Annotated in this window: 16 protein-coding genes and 1 tRNA gene; 4 read left to right on the top strand and 13 right to left on the bottom strand. The window is 41.0% G+C overall.

What is annotated here, in order from left to right; translation table 11 throughout:
• Positions 1-261: 261 nt before the first annotated feature.
• Positions 262-338, bottom strand: a tRNA-Asp gene (locus JW841_14440).
• 146 nt (positions 339-484) lie between these two features.
• The gene (locus JW841_14435) at positions 485-1,390 is read right to left on the bottom strand and encodes a tetratricopeptide repeat protein (GenBank protein ID MBN1962136.1); all 906 of its coding nucleotides are present in this window, start codon (positions 1,388-1,390) and stop codon (positions 485-487) included.
• A gap of 330 nt (positions 1,391-1,720) precedes the next feature.
• On the opposite strand from JW841_14435, the gene JW841_14430 reads away from it, so the two are divergent.
• The 3 genes from JW841_14430 (at position 1,721) to JW841_14420 (ending at position 4,607) form a co-directional block, all read left to right on the top strand.
• Complete coding sequence (locus JW841_14430; GenBank protein MBN1962135.1) at positions 1,721-2,635, top strand: diguanylate cyclase; 915 nt, start codon at positions 1,721-1,723, stop codon at positions 2,633-2,635.
• 102 nt (positions 2,636-2,737) lie between these two features.
• Complete coding sequence (locus JW841_14425; GenBank protein ID MBN1962134.1) at positions 2,738-3,667, top strand: diguanylate cyclase; 930 nt, start codon at positions 2,738-2,740, stop codon at positions 3,665-3,667.
• A 79-nt stretch (positions 3,668-3,746) separates the two neighbouring features.
• Entirely contained in the window at positions 3,747-4,607 is an 861-nt protein-coding gene (locus JW841_14420; GenBank protein MBN1962133.1) for an NAD(+)/NADH kinase, read from the top strand.
• Between the two features lies 1 nt (position 4,608).
• Here JW841_14420 and JW841_14415 read toward each other — a convergent pair whose 3' ends face one another.
• From JW841_14415 to JW841_14395, 5 genes are all read right to left on the bottom strand, one after another.
• Positions 4,609-5,535, bottom strand: a complete 927-nt coding sequence (locus JW841_14415) for a HEAT repeat domain-containing protein (protein ID MBN1962132.1) — start codon at positions 5,533-5,535, stop codon at positions 4,609-4,611.
• A 169-nt stretch (positions 5,536-5,704) separates the two neighbouring features.
• Positions 5,705-6,106 carry a PilZ domain-containing protein gene (locus JW841_14410; protein MBN1962131.1) on the bottom strand — a complete coding sequence of 134 codons (402 nt, stop codon included), beginning with the start codon at positions 6,104-6,106 and terminating at the stop codon, positions 5,705-5,707.
• A 14-nt stretch (positions 6,107-6,120) separates the two neighbouring features.
• Positions 6,121-7,524 (bottom strand): TolC family protein, encoded by a 1,404-nt coding sequence (locus JW841_14405; protein MBN1962130.1) that lies wholly within the window; start codon positions 7,522-7,524, stop codon positions 6,121-6,123.
• A gap of 4 nt (positions 7,525-7,528) precedes the next feature.
• Positions 7,529-8,140 carry an ABC transporter substrate-binding protein gene (locus JW841_14400; GenBank protein MBN1962129.1) on the bottom strand — a complete coding sequence of 204 codons (612 nt, stop codon included), beginning with the start codon at positions 8,138-8,140 and terminating at the stop codon, positions 7,529-7,531.
• 118 nt (positions 8,141-8,258) lie between these two features.
• A complete protein-coding gene (locus tag JW841_14395; protein MBN1962128.1) occupies positions 8,259-9,758 on the bottom strand; it encodes a sigma 54-dependent Fis family transcriptional regulator in 1,500 nt (499 codons plus the stop codon).
• Between the two features lie 273 nt (positions 9,759-10,031).
• Here JW841_14395 and JW841_14390 point away from each other — a divergent pair, with 273 nt between their 5' ends.
• Positions 10,032-11,036, top strand: a complete 1,005-nt coding sequence (locus tag JW841_14390; protein ID MBN1962127.1) for a polyprenyl synthetase family protein — start codon at positions 10,032-10,034, stop codon at positions 11,034-11,036.
• Positions 11,037-11,049: 13 nt separating this feature from the next.
• On the opposite strand, the gene JW841_14385 is transcribed toward JW841_14390, so the two are convergent.
• The 6 genes from JW841_14385 to JW841_14360 form a co-directional block, all read right to left on the bottom strand.
• Entirely contained in the window at positions 11,050-11,397 is a 348-nt protein-coding gene (locus JW841_14385; protein ID MBN1962126.1) for a hypothetical protein, read from the bottom strand.
• Positions 11,398-11,414: 17 nt separating this feature from the next.
• On the bottom strand, positions 11,415-13,067 hold the full coding sequence (tadA, locus tag JW841_14380) for a Flp pilus assembly complex ATPase component TadA (protein MBN1962125.1): 1,653 nt from the start codon (positions 13,065-13,067) through the stop codon (positions 11,415-11,417).
• Positions 13,068-13,118: 51 nt separating this feature from the next.
• On the bottom strand, positions 13,119-14,549 hold the full coding sequence (locus JW841_14375) for a YihY family inner membrane protein (protein MBN1962124.1): 1,431 nt from the start codon (positions 14,547-14,549) through the stop codon (positions 13,119-13,121).
• A 67-nt stretch (positions 14,550-14,616) separates the two neighbouring features.
• Complete coding sequence (locus JW841_14370) at positions 14,617-15,072, bottom strand: single-stranded DNA-binding protein (GenBank protein ID MBN1962123.1); 456 nt, start codon at positions 15,070-15,072, stop codon at positions 14,617-14,619.
• A 158-nt stretch (positions 15,073-15,230) separates the two neighbouring features.
• Positions 15,231-15,572 carry a P-II family nitrogen regulator gene (locus tag JW841_14365; GenBank protein MBN1962122.1) on the bottom strand — a complete coding sequence of 114 codons (342 nt, stop codon included), beginning with the start codon at positions 15,570-15,572 and terminating at the stop codon, positions 15,231-15,233.
• A gap of 15 nt (positions 15,573-15,587) precedes the next feature.
• On the bottom strand, positions 15,588-15,874 hold a 287-nt coding region (locus tag JW841_14360), incomplete at its 5' end, for an ammonium transporter (protein MBN1962121.1).

Here is a 15,874-nt window from a genome sequence, read left to right as displayed (position 1 = left end):
GCTGAATGGGAAAAAGAACGGATTGAGATTGCTCGCCAAATAGAGACTCATGACCATGCGGCGGCAACATATTTTTGCGAGGGTGTTAAAATTATCGAACTCGCGCAACTTGCCTATTCTCTTTATGTTTCTCAAGAACCACGTGAACAACGGCGACTAATTGATGTGGTCGTATCGAACTGTCGTTTGATTGGTGAAACTATTGAATATGATTACAGAAAACCGTTTGATATGATTGCTGATATGGCCGATTTTAAAAAATGGCGGGGTGGACGGGACTTGAACCCGCGGCCTCCGGCGTGACAGACCGGCGTTATAACCGACTTAACTACCACCCCGCTGTATAAAATAACGTTGCTGGCGCTTTAAAAAACTGCAACCGCAACGAGAAGCAAAGAGCCGCTAGCTAGCAGAATCACACATATTGGGTCAAGACTTTGGCAAGACTTTGGTGCCAGAGCCAGACTAATAATTTTTTATAGGATCAACCTGGTTGATGTATTACTGCGTCATAAAGTTGACGATGACGTATAGCACCATCATGATCGCCCATTTGTTCAAGCAACGCGGCAAGATTATAGTGAGCATCAGCAAAATATGGATCGTGAGCAATTGCATCACGATAGGCTTCACGCGCAGGTTCAAGTTCGCCTATATCGTGCAAGGTGACTGCCAGGTTAAAATGAGCTACCGGATGAGTAGGATCAACTCGTATTGCTTGCCTAAAAAAGGCCGCGGCACGATTAAATTCACCCGCAGTTGAGCATAAGCGACCAACATTAATATAGGCATCGACATGCTCGGGATTAGCTTCTAATGCTTTTAGATATGCTTCATACGCGCGATGTGGCTCAAAATCTTCAAGCTGCATGGCAACATCAAACCAGCCATCAGCACTTGCGGGTAACCCATCAGCATTTATTGGGGTATTTAATTCAGGTTTAGTAACATTTTTTTGCTCGGTAATATTTTTGTTTACGATATATTTTCTAGATTGAGCTGTTTGACCATCATCGTGTTCATCGTCATCAAAAACATCAAAGCGCAAACGCTGTTGACCACTTTCAGGTTCCCAAAGGGTATGCCCATCGCTAGCTATAACTTTGCCGCTCTCAGCAAATAACTGCACACCAGATAATGGAAGATCGTTACGAATTTGATTTTGTAATAATATGAATGATTTTTTGACGCGCCGAGACGAAAGACCATTGCTAATTAAGCGCATGGCCATACGTAAAACTAGCATGTCACGAAAATCAAACTTTATTTCTTTAGACGCAGTTTTGTTGTTGTCAGCGCTTAGGATACCCGCACGTACAAAATCACGAATGCGCTGCTCAGGAATTTTCAGCATGCGAGCAACTTCGCGTAGACTATAACCCGTGGCCATATATGAATAATCGCTACACCCTCAGACACTTTTGGTCGAGAGGATCTATAAAATGATGTATTAATTTATACCTGCTTTAAGATCGGCAGGGTAAGATTTAAGACGTAAGAAATCAAGAAATCATAAAGACTCGAGGTTAAAATCAAGAAATAGGTAAATTCGAGGTTAAAAAGTGAAGAAACCGATGGTTTTGGGAAAAAAAATAAGTGGGACTCGCAGCGATACTCAACCATGTGGTACCATTAATTTTAATAGGTTCGGAGGCTAGCGATCGAAGCGCAAGGTAATCAACAAAATAAACAACGCATACTAGTCGTTGATGACGACCATGTGAATTTGCATTTGGTTCGTGAAACCCTAGATGGCATGGGTTTGATAATCGAGACTGCTAGTGATGGTGTTCAAGCAATAGAGCGTATTCGTCAGGTTATTCCTGATTTGCTTATTCTCGACGTCATGATGCCACGTATGAACGGCCTTGAAGTATGCCGTATTGTCAAATCGATGGCTAATGATTCGTTTATTCCGATAATTTTAGTCACGGTGCAAGGCGATATTGATTCTAAAGTGGCGGGTCTCAAACTTGGGGCAGATGATTATTTGGCTAAACCATACAATCCACTTGAGTTGCGTGCTCGCGTTCAATCAATGCTGCGTATCAAAAGTCTACAAGATAAAATCAATGCAAAAAGACGAGACCTCGAAGCATTATCTGCCACGGATGATCTAACGGGATTATTAAATCATCGCGCTTTACAGCATCGTTTGCGTGACGAGTTTTCACGGGCTCAGCGATACAATGAGCCGCTTGCCTTGCTAATGATCGACATTGATCAATTTAAAGAGGTTAATGATCGCTACGGTCATCTTTTTGGTGATCGCGTGCTATCTGACGTTGCTAACATTTTACGTGAAAGTGTGCGTGAAGTTGATGTTTGTGCTCGCTATGGTGGTGATGAATTCATGGTCTTTTTACCACAAACCCATTTTTCTGGTTCGTTAACGGTTGCTGATCGTATTTGGCGAACAGTCTCGACAAAAGACTTTCAAGACGGCAAGTGTAATACTCATTGTACTGTATCTGTTGGTATATCTTTTTATCCTAATAAAAATGTTAACACTGTAGAGCAGCTTGCCGACCTTGCTGATCAAGCATTGTACCAAGCCAAACGCGAAGGGCGTAATCGCATCTGCTTATTACAGCATGTTGGATACATGTATAAACCTGACCGAGCAGCGCTTTAAATATTTGGTAGTAGTACCGAGCTAATAAATGGAGGCAGCAACGCAAATAAGCAGTCTGTTATTTATATTGGTTGTTATTTAAAGAATCTTAAGGAGTTTGCAGTGGCTGCGACCGTCCTAGTGGTTGATGATAGTGAGGCCGCGCGATCAACTATTAATCGCGCTCTTACAGAAGCAAAACTTGACTTGCAAGTACTCGAGGCGGGTGATGGTGCAGAAGCTTTACCAATAGCTGTTTCAGGAGATGTTGATATCATCATCGCTGACATCATTATGCCAAGACTTGATGGCATTGAACTATTACGGGCAGTACGTAAACAATATGACCCTGAAAGCTTACCGGTAATTTTAGTTACTTCTCGTGCTGATGGTGAAACAAGAACAACAAGTTTTGAATCAGGGGTTAATGATTATCTAACTAAACCATTTTCAACCATAGAACTTATTAATCGTATCCAAGTGCAATTGCGTTTATTAGGACTGCAAACAGAGCTAAGACGCGCCAATGAACGCTATCGCGTTTTGGGTACTCATGATGATCTTACTGGTCTGCCTAATCGTCGTAGTTTTTTTGATATTACGCGTCGTGAATTAGCTCGTTCGCGGCGTCATCAGTTCTCAATGTCGGTATCTATTCTTGATGTTGATCGTTTTCGCGAAGTTAACAATCGTGTTGGTTATTTAATCGGCGATGCAATTATTACTGAATTGGCGGTGGTATTATCGAAAAATTTGCGCTCAAGCGATGTATTGGCTCGTCTTGGTGGTGAGAAATTTGCAGCACTCTTGTTACAAACTGATATGTCTGAAGCACGTTTTACTTCTGAACGCTTATGCGATGCGGTAAGGGCGCACACTTTTCCGCACCAGCAAGGTGGTATGGTTACCTTATCTGTAGGTACCGCGACATTTCCGAATAAAGATATTGAATCCATTGATGAGTTAATAAATGCTGCTGAGGCAAGTCTCGATCGGGCCAAAGAGCGTGGCGGCGATCGTATTGAGCTTTGGGACGCAATAAGCGAAATTTAGTCTCTTGCACAATCAGTTTTCATTAGTTTTTATAGAGCTAAATATATTTTTACCAACTGCAAGATTGGATAATACTTAAATGGCAACAACTATTGGCGTAGTATGCAAACCACACACTACTGATGCTGTAGGTATCGCCGAATTATTACTTAGTATTGTTCCGCATGCGCGTCTTTTAGTTGAACGTGAAGGACCACACGCTTTAGAGAATCACAATACTGCATATATTGGGGTTGATCGCACAGAATTTGAGCAGGCTAGTGATCTTGTCGTTGCTTTTGGTGGAGATGGTACTCTTATTCATGCAGCTTCGTTACTAACTCAAAGAGTAGTACCGGTATTGGGAGTTAACCTTGGTCGGGTTGGGTTTTTAGCTGAGGTTTTACGAGCTGAGTTAAATTCATTGTTGCCTCGGGCATTAGCCGGAGAATTACCTTATACTGATCGATTACGTTTAGATGCAAAAATAATTCGTAATGGTGCAGTTAGATTGCAAAAGAGAATTCTTAATGATGCAGTGGTAGCGCAATTAGCATTATCACGCGTTGCTTTATACCGAGTTAATCTAAATGATGAACTAGTTACAGTGTTGCGTGGTGATGGGGTAATTATTGCTACACCTACTGGCTCAACTGCTTATTCAATGGCTGCTGGTGGTTCAATACTAGCGCCGGATATCGCTGCGATTGCTTTAACCCCAATTTGCCCGCATGCACTTTCGCAACGTCCTTTAGTACTGCCAATTGATGGTATCATAAAAGTATTTCTGGATTCAGATAGCAAAGTGTTTGTTACGCTTGATGGGCAATTTGGGCAAGAATTTCAAAGTGGCGATATTTTAGAAATAACCGCCGCGCCTATACCTTTACGTTTATTACATATGCCTGGGAGAAGCTATTTTGAGATTTTGCGTAAAAAACTAAGCTGGGGTGAAAGTTAGTTTACTCGATAAGCAGATTGATGCCTTCTTGCACTAATTCTAATAGACCTTCACGTGCATAGTCATCAAGTTCAGGCGCTTTGTCTATACGTTGATGCAAAACCTGCAAAGTTTGAAGGCCGGGCTTATATTCGTGGCGGGTAAAAATCATAATTGCTACTTCAAGCTGATCTTCTGCTAATAAATTTAAATCTTGTATTTGGTTAATAAAAGTGACGAAATCATCAAGGGCCTTTAAGGAGTCTACTTTATCCATGCCAAACATTGCTTGACGTTGCATATCAGCATCACGTGAAGGGTCTTGCCACATCTGTTTTAAGGTGTCGTAAAACTCAGGCCCCTTAACTACGCTAAGACCATCAATGGCATTGGCAAAAAAAACTGAGTCTTCAGCAGAAACCAGATCTTCTTCAAGTTTAGCTATTGCATCAGCATCGCCATTTTGTGCTAAAGCCACTGCTGCGGTTGATCGCATAAAATCATCTTCATCCTCAAGCATCATCGCACGTAAAAATTCGTTGACGATTGGGGAATCAATGGTGAGCAAGCGATCAAATATTAGATCTCGTTCTTCAGGTTCTTCAGATTGAAAATAGACTTCGATAAGGTCACTGGCTAAAGTGTCAGGGTCATCAGTCATCAATTGTGCAGCATCGATCTCATTGCTACTATCATCAAGAGGTTCTTCAGTGTTGTCTATGGCAGCTGTTGGTGTTGAAATTGAAGAAGTCTCTGCGGTAGTTTGAGGCGTTTTTTCTACGGTTTTATTTTGTGGTGCAGCCGCAGAACTAATTGATGTTGATGTCGTGCTATTTTGTTCAGTGGCGGTATTAGTTTGTTGAGAATTAGAACTAGAGTCTGGTGTAGAGGCAAGAATAGAATTAATAAGTGACTTTGCGTCGCGCTTTGCCGTTGGTGAATCTGACATCTTAATAATGCTCCCTAAATGGATATAGTCGCTTTCTGTTTTACCAAGTATCCCGTATGCCTCGAATTTATCTATTGGTATTACCAAATATGTTGAGCAACGTCTAACCACACGACCATTTAAAAAACTCAGGGCGTACGAAATATTTGATGTTGCTCATCTGGTTTAACTAAACTGCACGTGTAATAAAATCGCGTAAACGACGGCGGCCGTCACCTTCTATAGCAATAAATTTTACACGCATACCAAGTTTGGTTTTTTCACTGGTGTTACTAACTACTTCACCGCGAGCCACAATCATTTCATGTTCGCCCGGAAGAGCAAATTTTAGCGTTACCATAGTGCCGATAACGTGAGGTACGACTTTATCAAAATAAACCCCGCCTTCGCCAATATTACCGGAGCGTCGAAAATATACATCGTCTCCAGCAACCTCTTCCATCCATAGTTCTAGTGGAATGCGTTTAGTTGAACGCCTGTCAATTTGACGTCGTGACTGCGCACGTCTTTCAACCGTAACCTTGGTTTGTTTTTGACGGCGGTCTTGTTTGCGACGATCACCAGATACCATGGTTTGCCCCTTAACTACTTTTTAAGCAAGCTATAGGATTGTTCTATATTTAAAGGATCCACACCCATAGCATAGTCAAGCTCAGCACGAGCTATAAAGTAGTTTTGAACATTTTCCAAGTAATCTCGACGAGCTTGTAAATAACTTGCAAGTCCTTCAATAACATTACGAGCTTCACCGAGACCGGTTGTATACGCTGAAGCTGAAAAGGTCAGCCAACGTTTGGTAGCTTTAACACCTTGCTTTGCTACTATATCTAGTGCGCCATAATGCATGGTATCATTGTGCGCTTTTTTTACCTGCAATGGTATACCTGTTTTTGCAAATCGATCTAACGCCTCAGTTTCACTAACTAGAGCTTGGGCGTTTTGTTCTTTAGCCTTGCTTAAAGCAGGATCAAGATCAAATTTAAAACCAACTGCAACTCCAGCAAAAATATCATTATAGCGGTCAGATAAATAAGGGTTAGTAGAATCATCACGCGTTGGCGCCCAATCATAACTAAATTCGCCTGCGGTAAAAAGTGTAGGGGCATTTGCGAGTTTTTCTGCTTGGGCCAGCGCCAATGCAGCGGTTTTACCTTGTTGAATTTCTGCCCATTCAGGTCTTTGTTTTGAGGCAATTAAGACTGCTTGCGCTAAAGTGATTTTAAAATCATCGGGTATTGCTGGCAGGGTTTTATCAGTAAAAATTATTTCGGTATGATCAGCAATTCCCATGGTGTGTTTTAGTGCGGCAGTTGCATTGCTAATATTATTTTCAGAGATTAATAAATACTTTTCAACTTGACTTTGCGCATATTGTAATTTGGCAAGATCTACTTGAGTGACTTCTCCGCTACCTTCAGCATAAACCTTATTGGCATATTCGAGTGCTTCTTTTACTGTATCAGCAGCACTTTGCAGAGAAGGCAACATACTAAGCGCAAATAAGCGATTATAATAAAATCGTTTTACCTCAAGAATTACTGCGTTTCGTGCTTCACGTACGCGCGCTTGTTCAACTGCGGCACGGCTGGCAGCTGCCTTTGCACCAGCTTCAACACGGCCAAAAGAATATAACGGTAATGATAGGGTAGCCTTTAAATGTGTATATGGACCCCAGTCTTGAAGTTTACGCCAACGAGTTTCATAATTATCGACATTGCCGCGTACCGTATACATTGGGGCAATATAGGTAATGGCGTTTAGTTTTGGCCAATAAGTTGATTCAACTTCATTAAGACGAGCCAGCCATTGTTGCACTTTTGTTTCGGCTTGTAAAATTTGAGCATTAGCTTCAATCGCAACACGAATGCAGTCATCAACATTGTATTCATGCTGCTGCTTTGCGCTGTCAATTTCGTTAGCACTAGTTGGCAGACATAATAGATGTATTATGGCCGTGATCAAGGTTAAGGGGACCCCGGCAAGTTTCATTTTATTATTTACCTTGTTTTTTGCGTTCTTTATCAAGACGCTTCTCTAATTTTTTTATTAAACCTTCCCCACCTTCTTTCTTTATAATTCGACCAAATTGATTTTTATAGTCTTGAATAAGTGAAGCACCATCAAAACTTACATCAATTATACGCCAAGTATTTTTTTGTTTTTGCCATCGAAATATTACGGTGGTTTCAAAATCTTTTTCAGGTGCATTAGCGTCCATTTGGGTTTCATTGGCAGTGGGACCAGCTTTAATTTTATAATTTGCTCCCTGCAAAAAACCGCCAGACTGTGGATAAGCAACAAGGCGAATAAGTTCCTTAAAATTAGGTAAAATTTTAGCTTGTTGCGCTGGGGTTAGTTTATTTTTATGTGGTTTTAAAGGTTCACTAGCTATTGTGTCAAAATCGTAAAAATCGTCAAGTTGTTTATAAATTGCATCATTAGCTTTTTGCTCAGCAGACGATAAACTTTTACCTTTTTCTGCTTTTTTAACCTGTTTAAATAAAGCTACAAGTTCATTAGTACGAGCAAGGGGATTTTGTGCGTACGTTATTGATGCTGCAGCTATAACTACCAAAATGCTAGCAGCGATCTTAACAAAGCGCATTGTTCAACTCCTAAAGAATTATGATAAAACCATCCATAAAGGTTATCGCCGATAGGGGCAAGATATCTGAAACATTTCGTTTGTAAGTTTTGACGCCATGGCAGAACAATGTATTCTGTCAAGCATCATCGTCAATAGAATCAAATTTAATAATAGTTCCTTGACGTTGAGCGCGTCGACGGTTGTTTAAAATGCGATGTACCGTACTGCGGCGAATACCAAGTTTTTGTGCAGTGATTGCTACACTATCAGTACGGTCAAATGTTTTTAATACTCGTTGAATAATTACATCGTCTAGTTCGCTATTTTTCGACAGTGGCGGTAAAAATTTTATATCAGTACCCTCTATTCTATAAGTTTTTGCAAAGGCGCAGGCACGTCGCAGAGTATTTAGTAATTCGCGAACATTGCCCTGCCAATCATGCCTAATTAATTTATTGCGCGCGGCAAGACTGAGATGAAATTGCGAAGCTTGAGTTGCAAAAAATTGTTCAGTAATAGCATCAATATCACTGCGACGTTCACGCAAGGGCGGAACAATGATCGGAAAAACGCACAGGCGATGATAGAGATCTTCGCGAAAGGCATTAGCACGTACTCGTGCGGCTAAGTCACGATGACTAGCGGCAACAATACGGACGTCAACTTCAGTTTCTTGGGTTTCACCAAGTCGCTGTATACGCCCAAGTTCTACCGCACGTAATAATTCGGCTTGTACCGAGAGAGATAACTCAGCGATTTCATCAAGAAACAAGGTGCCACGATGAGCGCGCATAAAAGCACCCATATGGTTGCGATCGGCGCCAGTAAAAGCGCCGCGAACATGTCCAAAAAGTTCACTAGCGGCTAAAGATGGTGAAACTGTAGCGGCATTGATACAAATCATTGGGCCATTACGTCCGCTAGTTGCGTGTATTTCATTTGCTACAATATCTTTGCCGGTCCCACTTTCGCCGGTGATCAGAACAGGTAGGTTTGTTGGCGCTACTCGTTTAATTTGTTCGCGTAGATTTTGCATGGGTTTTGAAGGTAATTTAGCAAGCAAACTAATGGTATCGTCTTTAGCAAGTAACAAACGTGTGCGACCAACAGTTATGATTGCACGATGAATTATAATTGCTTGTTGAATACGTACACTGTCGATCAAAGTACCTTTGGCGCTAGCCATATCAATTACCCGTATGCCGTTATCTACTCTTAATAATGCACAATGAAATAATGATGCTTGAGTATCATTTAAACTGAGATTGCAAGAATGATGTCGGCCAATTAAAAAAGGTGTGTCGCCAATAGTATATTTTTGCCCTTGTGGAGTTGTTAGTAAATTTGGTGGTTCTTTTTTTATCGTAATTGTGTCAGAATTGAAATCAGATACATCAGTTTTATAATGTATATAGGTGCTTGGGTGCCATGTTAGAGATAATCCTTCTGTGTTAGTACATTCACCTGCAGGTAATAATTGTGCGCCTTCGTTTGATAGCAATAAAGCATGTCGCGGCATAAGCGCGACACTGTATTTCTCTTTTGCTTCAGCTACGTGGATTGGCAAATGCAGTAAACCATCTGCTGAAAAGCATGATCCTTGGTCAGAGCCATAACTCCATTCAATACGATGCATGTAAATATTCCCCCCAAAAAATAATATTATTGTGGCCATTTTTTCATACAATAATTGTGCCAAAATTGCTTGTGGGTTTATTAGTTTGAAATTAAACGACATTTTTGGTGCCAGACACCGAATAAAGACCAATAAAAAAATCTATGTCGCAAAATGAAACACTAGTGTCTCATTTTGCATCATTTGATCAGAGCTATGCCTGATTAGTGGTCGAATTAAAAATATTGTTTTAATTTGTTTACGAGACAACCTATTTTGTGCTTGGTAGAAAACATGCCGAGCCTCATAAATAGTTCATTTATCGTTGATGCTCTTGCAGAAGTTGAATCAATAATGTTGCAGACGGTCGATGTAAATGACGTTGCTGGAGGTTTTGCTGCCGAACATTTGCAAACGGGCGGCAAACGTTTGCGTGCTCGCTTAGCCTTTGCTGCTGTTAATGCATTTGCAGCGGCTCGTGAGGTAGGTATTAATTGGGCTGCTGTTTGTGAGTTAGTTCATAATGCGACGCTTGTGCATGATGACTTGCAAGACGGCGATGAGCAACGCCGAGGTCAGACAACCGTTTGGGCGCGTCATGGTGCTATTCAGGCGATTAATGTCGGCGATTTAATGTTGATTGCACCGTATTCAATGGTTGAGAAAATACTGGTGCCAGACACCATTCGTTGGCAATTATGTTATGCCTTATCTACGCGAACGGTTGCCGTAATTCGCGGTCAAGCTCAAGAGCAAGCGCTTCGCAGTCATGACTCAATCGATTGGCACAATTATGATAGCATTGCTATCGGTAAGACTAGCGCTCTTTTTGAATTGCCAGTTTTGGGGGCGGCACTTATCGCAGGTTATGATTCAGAAACTGCTACAATGATAGCAGAACCTTTTGCCAAACTTGGTCTGTTGTTTCAGATGCAAGATGACGTTCTTGATTTATATGGCAATAAAGGACGTGACTTAGTTGGTTCTGATCTATACGAAGGTAAAGTGAGCTGTTTAGTTGTTGCCCATCTATTAGAAAATTCCGAAGAACAGGCGGAATTATTAACTCTCTTACGAACTGAACGTCAGGTAACAAAGCTTGATGATGTAACATATTTTATTAAAAGGTTTCGTGAAGGTGGTGCATTAAAGATAGTGCTAAAACGTATAGAAACTTTACAATCGACTATTAAGCAACACCCTGCATGGCAACATGATAATAGATTAACTCCATTAGCAGAAGAGCTGATGCAGTTAATGATGGAACCGATTGCACATCTGGCATCTATAGTTCAATAAATTTTTCCCCCAACTAATTTAAGATGGGCAAATAGTTAAACCAGCTAAACCAAATGGTGCCAGTGGTTGTGGTTAATGAAAACGTGTTACCTTCATTGATGAAATTTTCAGAAATATCGAATCCCACTCCAGATTTGGCGCCCGAGTTAACTATTGAGAGTATTTCTCGGCTGTTATTGCAACAAAATTGTGCAATATTTTTGTTTTTGTAGCCAATAAGCTCTAAGGCTTGTTTGAGATTATTATCAATATAAGAAAAATGATGTTTAAGTTGCTCGTGTATGGGATTAGGTTTATAGCCTTTTTGATGTTTGGCAAACACTTCATTCCAAGCTTCTTTATTAGAGGCAAAATAGTTCATTGGTTCACCAGAAAAAACTACAATTGAAATATCGAAGCATCGGCGGTAATACCGAACTCTTGTAAGCTGTCATAAAAGCTCGGTACGATACCAGTAGGGCGAAAACGCCCGAGTATTTTTCCTTGCGAGTCAAGACCTTTATGGTCGAAAATAAAAAGGTTGCGAGTGGCAACAAAATCACCCTCAACCCCAACGACTTCTGCGATAGCAGCAACACGGCGTACTCCATCAGCGAAGCGGCGTTGATGCACAATAATATCAACATTGTTTGCTATTAGTTCACGCAAGGTTTGTTTTATTGCAGCATTATCATAAGCGGCTAAAGCTAAAGTTTCAAGGCGCAACAAGGCGCTAGCAGTATTGTGAGCCTGTATTGCTAGCAGCGAACCATCAAAACCATTACTTAAAGCATGCAGCCAAGCTAGCGCTTCATCTCCTTGGCAATCACCAAGGATTAAACGTTCGGTGCGAAATCCCATTGCCGTATGCACTAAATTATATAAAGACACCGACTGTTTGGTACCATTTGCATCTTGTGGATTTGCCTGCAATCGAACAACGTCATCAAGTTCGAGACGTAATTCACAGACGTTTTCGATAGTGACAACCCGTTGTTCGACTGGAATAAAATTTGCTAATACATTTAATGTAGTTGTTTTACCGCTGTCATAGCAGCCGGTAACAATAATATTTTTTCTTGCCAAGACACAGTTTTCTAAGAAAATACTCATGGCCGCAGTAAGAGTTTCGTGCGCCACTAGTTCATCGACTTGTAAAGGCTCTTGCGATTGTTTACGAATAATAAGACTTGGGCCATCGACTGCCCATGGCGTTAAAATTGCATTAAAATAAGTACCATCTTCAAAACGTGTATCAATAATAGGGCTATTTTGTTCATTGCTACCGGTATTTATATTAGCTACCTGCCTAATAGCTTCGGTCATATCATTTACATCAGCAAATAATTGTTCACTATGTTCAATTTGTCCACTGCGGTCTATTTGAATGCTATACGGGCCATTAGCTGTAATTGCAGAAATTGTATCGTCATGAAGCCATTGATTTAATAGAGATACACCTAAAATATCTCGCGCTTCAGTTGGAGCTACTGCTTGGTCAACAAGGTGATCAGTATCGTTTTTTTCTGGCTCTACGATATCTTCTTGACCACTAACTTCTAATATTTCATCAGAAGATAGGATACCGCTGCTTTCTTCTAAAGCATTTACGGCGTCATCATCGGCCTGTGACCAGTCATCGTTATAAGCTTCACCCTCTGCAGGCTCATTACTACTTTCTGGTTCTTGGTGTTTGTTTTCTTCAGGTGGTTTAGGGATTTCATGAGGCCCGGTGGGGTCATTGGGGCCTAATTTTTTCTTTCGTTTCTTTTTAATACTAATAGTGAAATCGCCAATATCAATTTTATCAGAGTTTTTTAAATCATAGGGTTCACTGATACGGTTACCATTGATGAAGGTACCATTAGTGCTTTTAGAGTCGATGACGATAAATGAACCATTTTTACAAATAATACGTGCGTGTTGTTTAGAAATGTTACCTTTAGGTAATACGATATCATTTAACTGTGTACGCCCTACGGTCAGTTCGTTTTTTTCGAACTCAAGTATTTGTATTTTCCCACATTTTTCAGTGACTGTAACCGTAAACACGAAATACCTCCAAACTACAATAAATACTTCGTCACCAGCAATTGATAATTTTTAAGTATTAACACGTAGAGTATTTTCGCCTTGCGCCTCTGCTGTCAACGAACTAGTGGCAGTGTCATCCAAACTTTGTATGAGATCACGAAAGTTAATATCTCCAACTTTATGTATCAGATCGCGATCTAAACTGTCGAGAAGCTCATCTAATACCTTTTGGGTATGATCATCATTTATTGCCAAACGCACACCAATACCAACGCGCATTAAATTTATAATGTCCGCAACACTAACTTGCGAAATGTCTTTTGCCGGCAACAAGCCGCCACCTTCAACCTCATGTACAAAGCCGCCAATTTTTAAATTGGCAACCACTGCTTCAATTAAACGTCTTGGAATATCGAGATTTTTAGCTAATCGATCAGGATCAGTTGGTTGATTACCTAAAAAGAAATCATAAGCTATTTCAAGAAAAGTTCTGCAGGCAACACGCTCGCGGTAAGCTTGATTAGCGTTTTGAGCTTGTGTTTCTTTAGCGTATGTTGAGGCATGTTGATAAGCAAAAGCAAGCTGGGCTCCCAGCAGAACCAATAGCCAAGATACATATATCCATAAAATAAATAGCGGTACTGCTGCTAACGAGCCATATATATTTTGTACTGAGAGATAACGCTTGGCATAAATGGCATAAAGAAATTTCGCCAAGGCCCAAAGAGAACCGGCTACTACAGCAGCAAATATTGCGGCTGAAGGGCGAACACGAATATTTGGAACAACTGCATAAATTGAGGCAAAAGCTATCCAGGTAATTATTAAAGGCAACAGGCGTATTAAAATGCCACTAAAACCAAGACCAGTAAGAATATTTCCTATACTCGAGCTTTGCAGAGCTGCCGTTAATGCAAACGAAGCGCCAAGTAGCACTGGTCCAAGAGTAAGCAGAGCCCAGTAAGTAATCAACCTTGATAACCATGGTCTTTGGGACTTGGTGCCAAACACATTGTTGATCGAAAATTCAATGTGACCGAGTAGGGATAATACTGAATAGATAAGAACCACAATAGAAATGGCACTAAAAGTCCCGGTATTAAAAGAGCTAAATACTCGGTGTAAATAATCTCCTACTGCCGCACGAACTTCATCCGCTGCTGAAATATTATTAAGTATGAGTTCTTCTAAGTGAATACGAAGATCAGCAAGACCGCCAAAACCACTAACTACCGCAAAAACAATAGCCAGCAAAGGTACAATGGCTAACATAGTGTCATAGGTTAAAGCTTGGGCATGCAATTGCAATCGACTGATGATATCAAGTCTTCCCACTAATAATAAGACTTGAATAATTTTAAAAAAAACTCGATGAAATCGACTTTCTATCGTATTGAGGTCATGCCTTTGAATTTCTTGCAGCCTATTACGGACACGTAGCAAACCGCGGTCGTGTTGATGCACAACAGAAGCGTCTTGAGATTTTGTGCTATTGTTCACGCACTACATTATAACGCTGTTGTGCTCAAAAGCTCAAAACTTCGGCGTTTTTTTATTTTGTTGTTAGCTAGAAGGGTACGTTATCATCACCCATTGGCGGAGGCCCGTAATCATAGCCAGGATCATCAGCCGAATTTAATGTTGTGCCTGCAGATGCTTTATTGCGATTGCCAGCAGGAGCGCCATCGCCGCGATTGCCTAAAAATGTAAGTTCGCGAGCGACAATATCGGTAGTATAACGTTTATTGCCATCACGATCTTCCCATTGGCGAGTTTGCAATTTGCCTTCAATATAAACTTGACGCCCTTTGGTAAGATATTCACCGCATAATTCCGCGAGTTTACCCCAGGCAACAATGCGATGCCATTCGGTTCGTTCTTGTTTTTGTCCTTGCTTGTCTATCCAAGTATCACTAGTGGCAATACGAAAATTGGCTACAGGCTGTCCGCCCGGAGTGTAGCGTAGCTCAGGATCTGCACCTAAATTACCAATAAGAATAACTTTATTAACGCCGCCGGCCATGTATTCTCCTTATTTACCCGCTATTCACATTATTGTGATTCGCGGGGTTTAGGAATAGGCTGTGCGATACTGCCCAGCAGCTTTCTTATTGGCACAGATCTCTAGCAATTCTCAAGGTCGCGCGACACTTAGGTCGCGCGACTTCTTGATTAGTTGGATCATCCGATGGCGACATTACCTGTTTCACCAGTACGTATACGTATGACTTCTTGCAGATCTTGGATGAAAATTTTGCCATCCCCGATATTTCCTGTGCGCGCGCCTTTAATGATTGCTTCGACAGTAGGTTTAACGAAATCTTCGTTAACCGCAATTTCAATACGTATTTTTTTAAGCAACTTTACTTCAATATCCACGCCGCGATACGATTCGTGGTAACCGCCTTGTTGTCCGCAACCTAATGAATTGGTTACCGACATTTTTAAGATTTTGGATTTGTATAATTCTTGCTTAACATCATTAAGCTTTTCAGGTTGAATGTATGCAATAATCAGTTTCATTTTGTTAATAGCCTCCTATTCATTGCTGAAAATTTGGAAACCAGCATAAGCTTCCATGCCATGTTCACCGATATCAAGACCGCGAATTTCGTCGTGAGCGTCGACGCGCAGACCAATGATTTTCTTGATCGCAAAGAATAGCAGGGCTGATGCACTTAGAACCCAAGCTGCAACTGAGACCACACCAAGTGCTTGAACACCAAGCAAGTGAAAACCACCACCAAAGAAAAGTCCGTTAACTTCGCCAAGCCCGGCAGATGCCGCATAGGGAGCTTGAGCAAAGAGTCCAACTGCTAAGGTGC

It is taken from the genome of Deltaproteobacteria bacterium (assembly GCA_016931625.1).
Lineage (GTDB): Bacteria > Myxococcota > XYA12-FULL-58-9 > XYA12-FULL-58-9 > JAFGEK01 > JAFGEK01.
The sequence above is the reverse complement of the archived record's forward strand: the minus strand, read 5'-3'. Positions and strand labels throughout refer to the sequence as shown.

Coding starts and splice junctions, on each gene's coding strand:
- JW841_14435 (MBN1962136.1), bottom strand. CDS start 1,390: ATGGCCACGGGTTATAGTCTACGCGAAGTTGCTCGCATGCTGAAAATT.
- JW841_14420 (MBN1962133.1), top strand. CDS start 3,747: ATGGCAACAACTATTGGCGTAGTATGCAAACCACACACTACTGATGCT.
- JW841_14415 (MBN1962132.1), bottom strand. CDS start 5,535: ATGTCAGATTCACCAACGGCAAAGCGCGACGCAAAGTCACTTATTAAT.
- JW841_14410 (MBN1962131.1), bottom strand. CDS start 6,106: ATGGTATCTGGTGATCGTCGCAAACAAGACCGCCGTCAAAAACAAACC.
- JW841_14405 (MBN1962130.1), bottom strand. CDS start 7,524: ATGAAACTTGCCGGGGTCCCCTTAACCTTGATCACGGCCATAATACAT.
- JW841_14400 (MBN1962129.1), bottom strand. CDS start 8,140: ATGCGCTTTGTTAAGATCGCTGCTAGCATTTTGGTAGTTATAGCTGCA.
- JW841_14395 (MBN1962128.1), bottom strand. CDS start 9,758: ATGCATCGTATTGAATGGAGTTATGGCTCTGACCAAGGATCATGCTTT.
- JW841_14390 (MBN1962127.1), top strand. CDS start 10,032: ATGCCGAGCCTCATAAATAGTTCATTTATCGTTGATGCTCTTGCAGAA.
- JW841_14385 (MBN1962126.1), bottom strand. CDS start 11,397: ATGAACTATTTTGCCTCTAATAAAGAAGCTTGGAATGAAGTGTTTGCC.
- JW841_14370 (MBN1962123.1), bottom strand. CDS start 15,072: ATGGCCGGCGGCGTTAATAAAGTTATTCTTATTGGTAATTTAGGTGCA.
- JW841_14365 (MBN1962122.1), bottom strand. CDS start 15,572: ATGAAACTGATTATTGCATACATTCAACCTGAAAAGCTTAATGATGTT.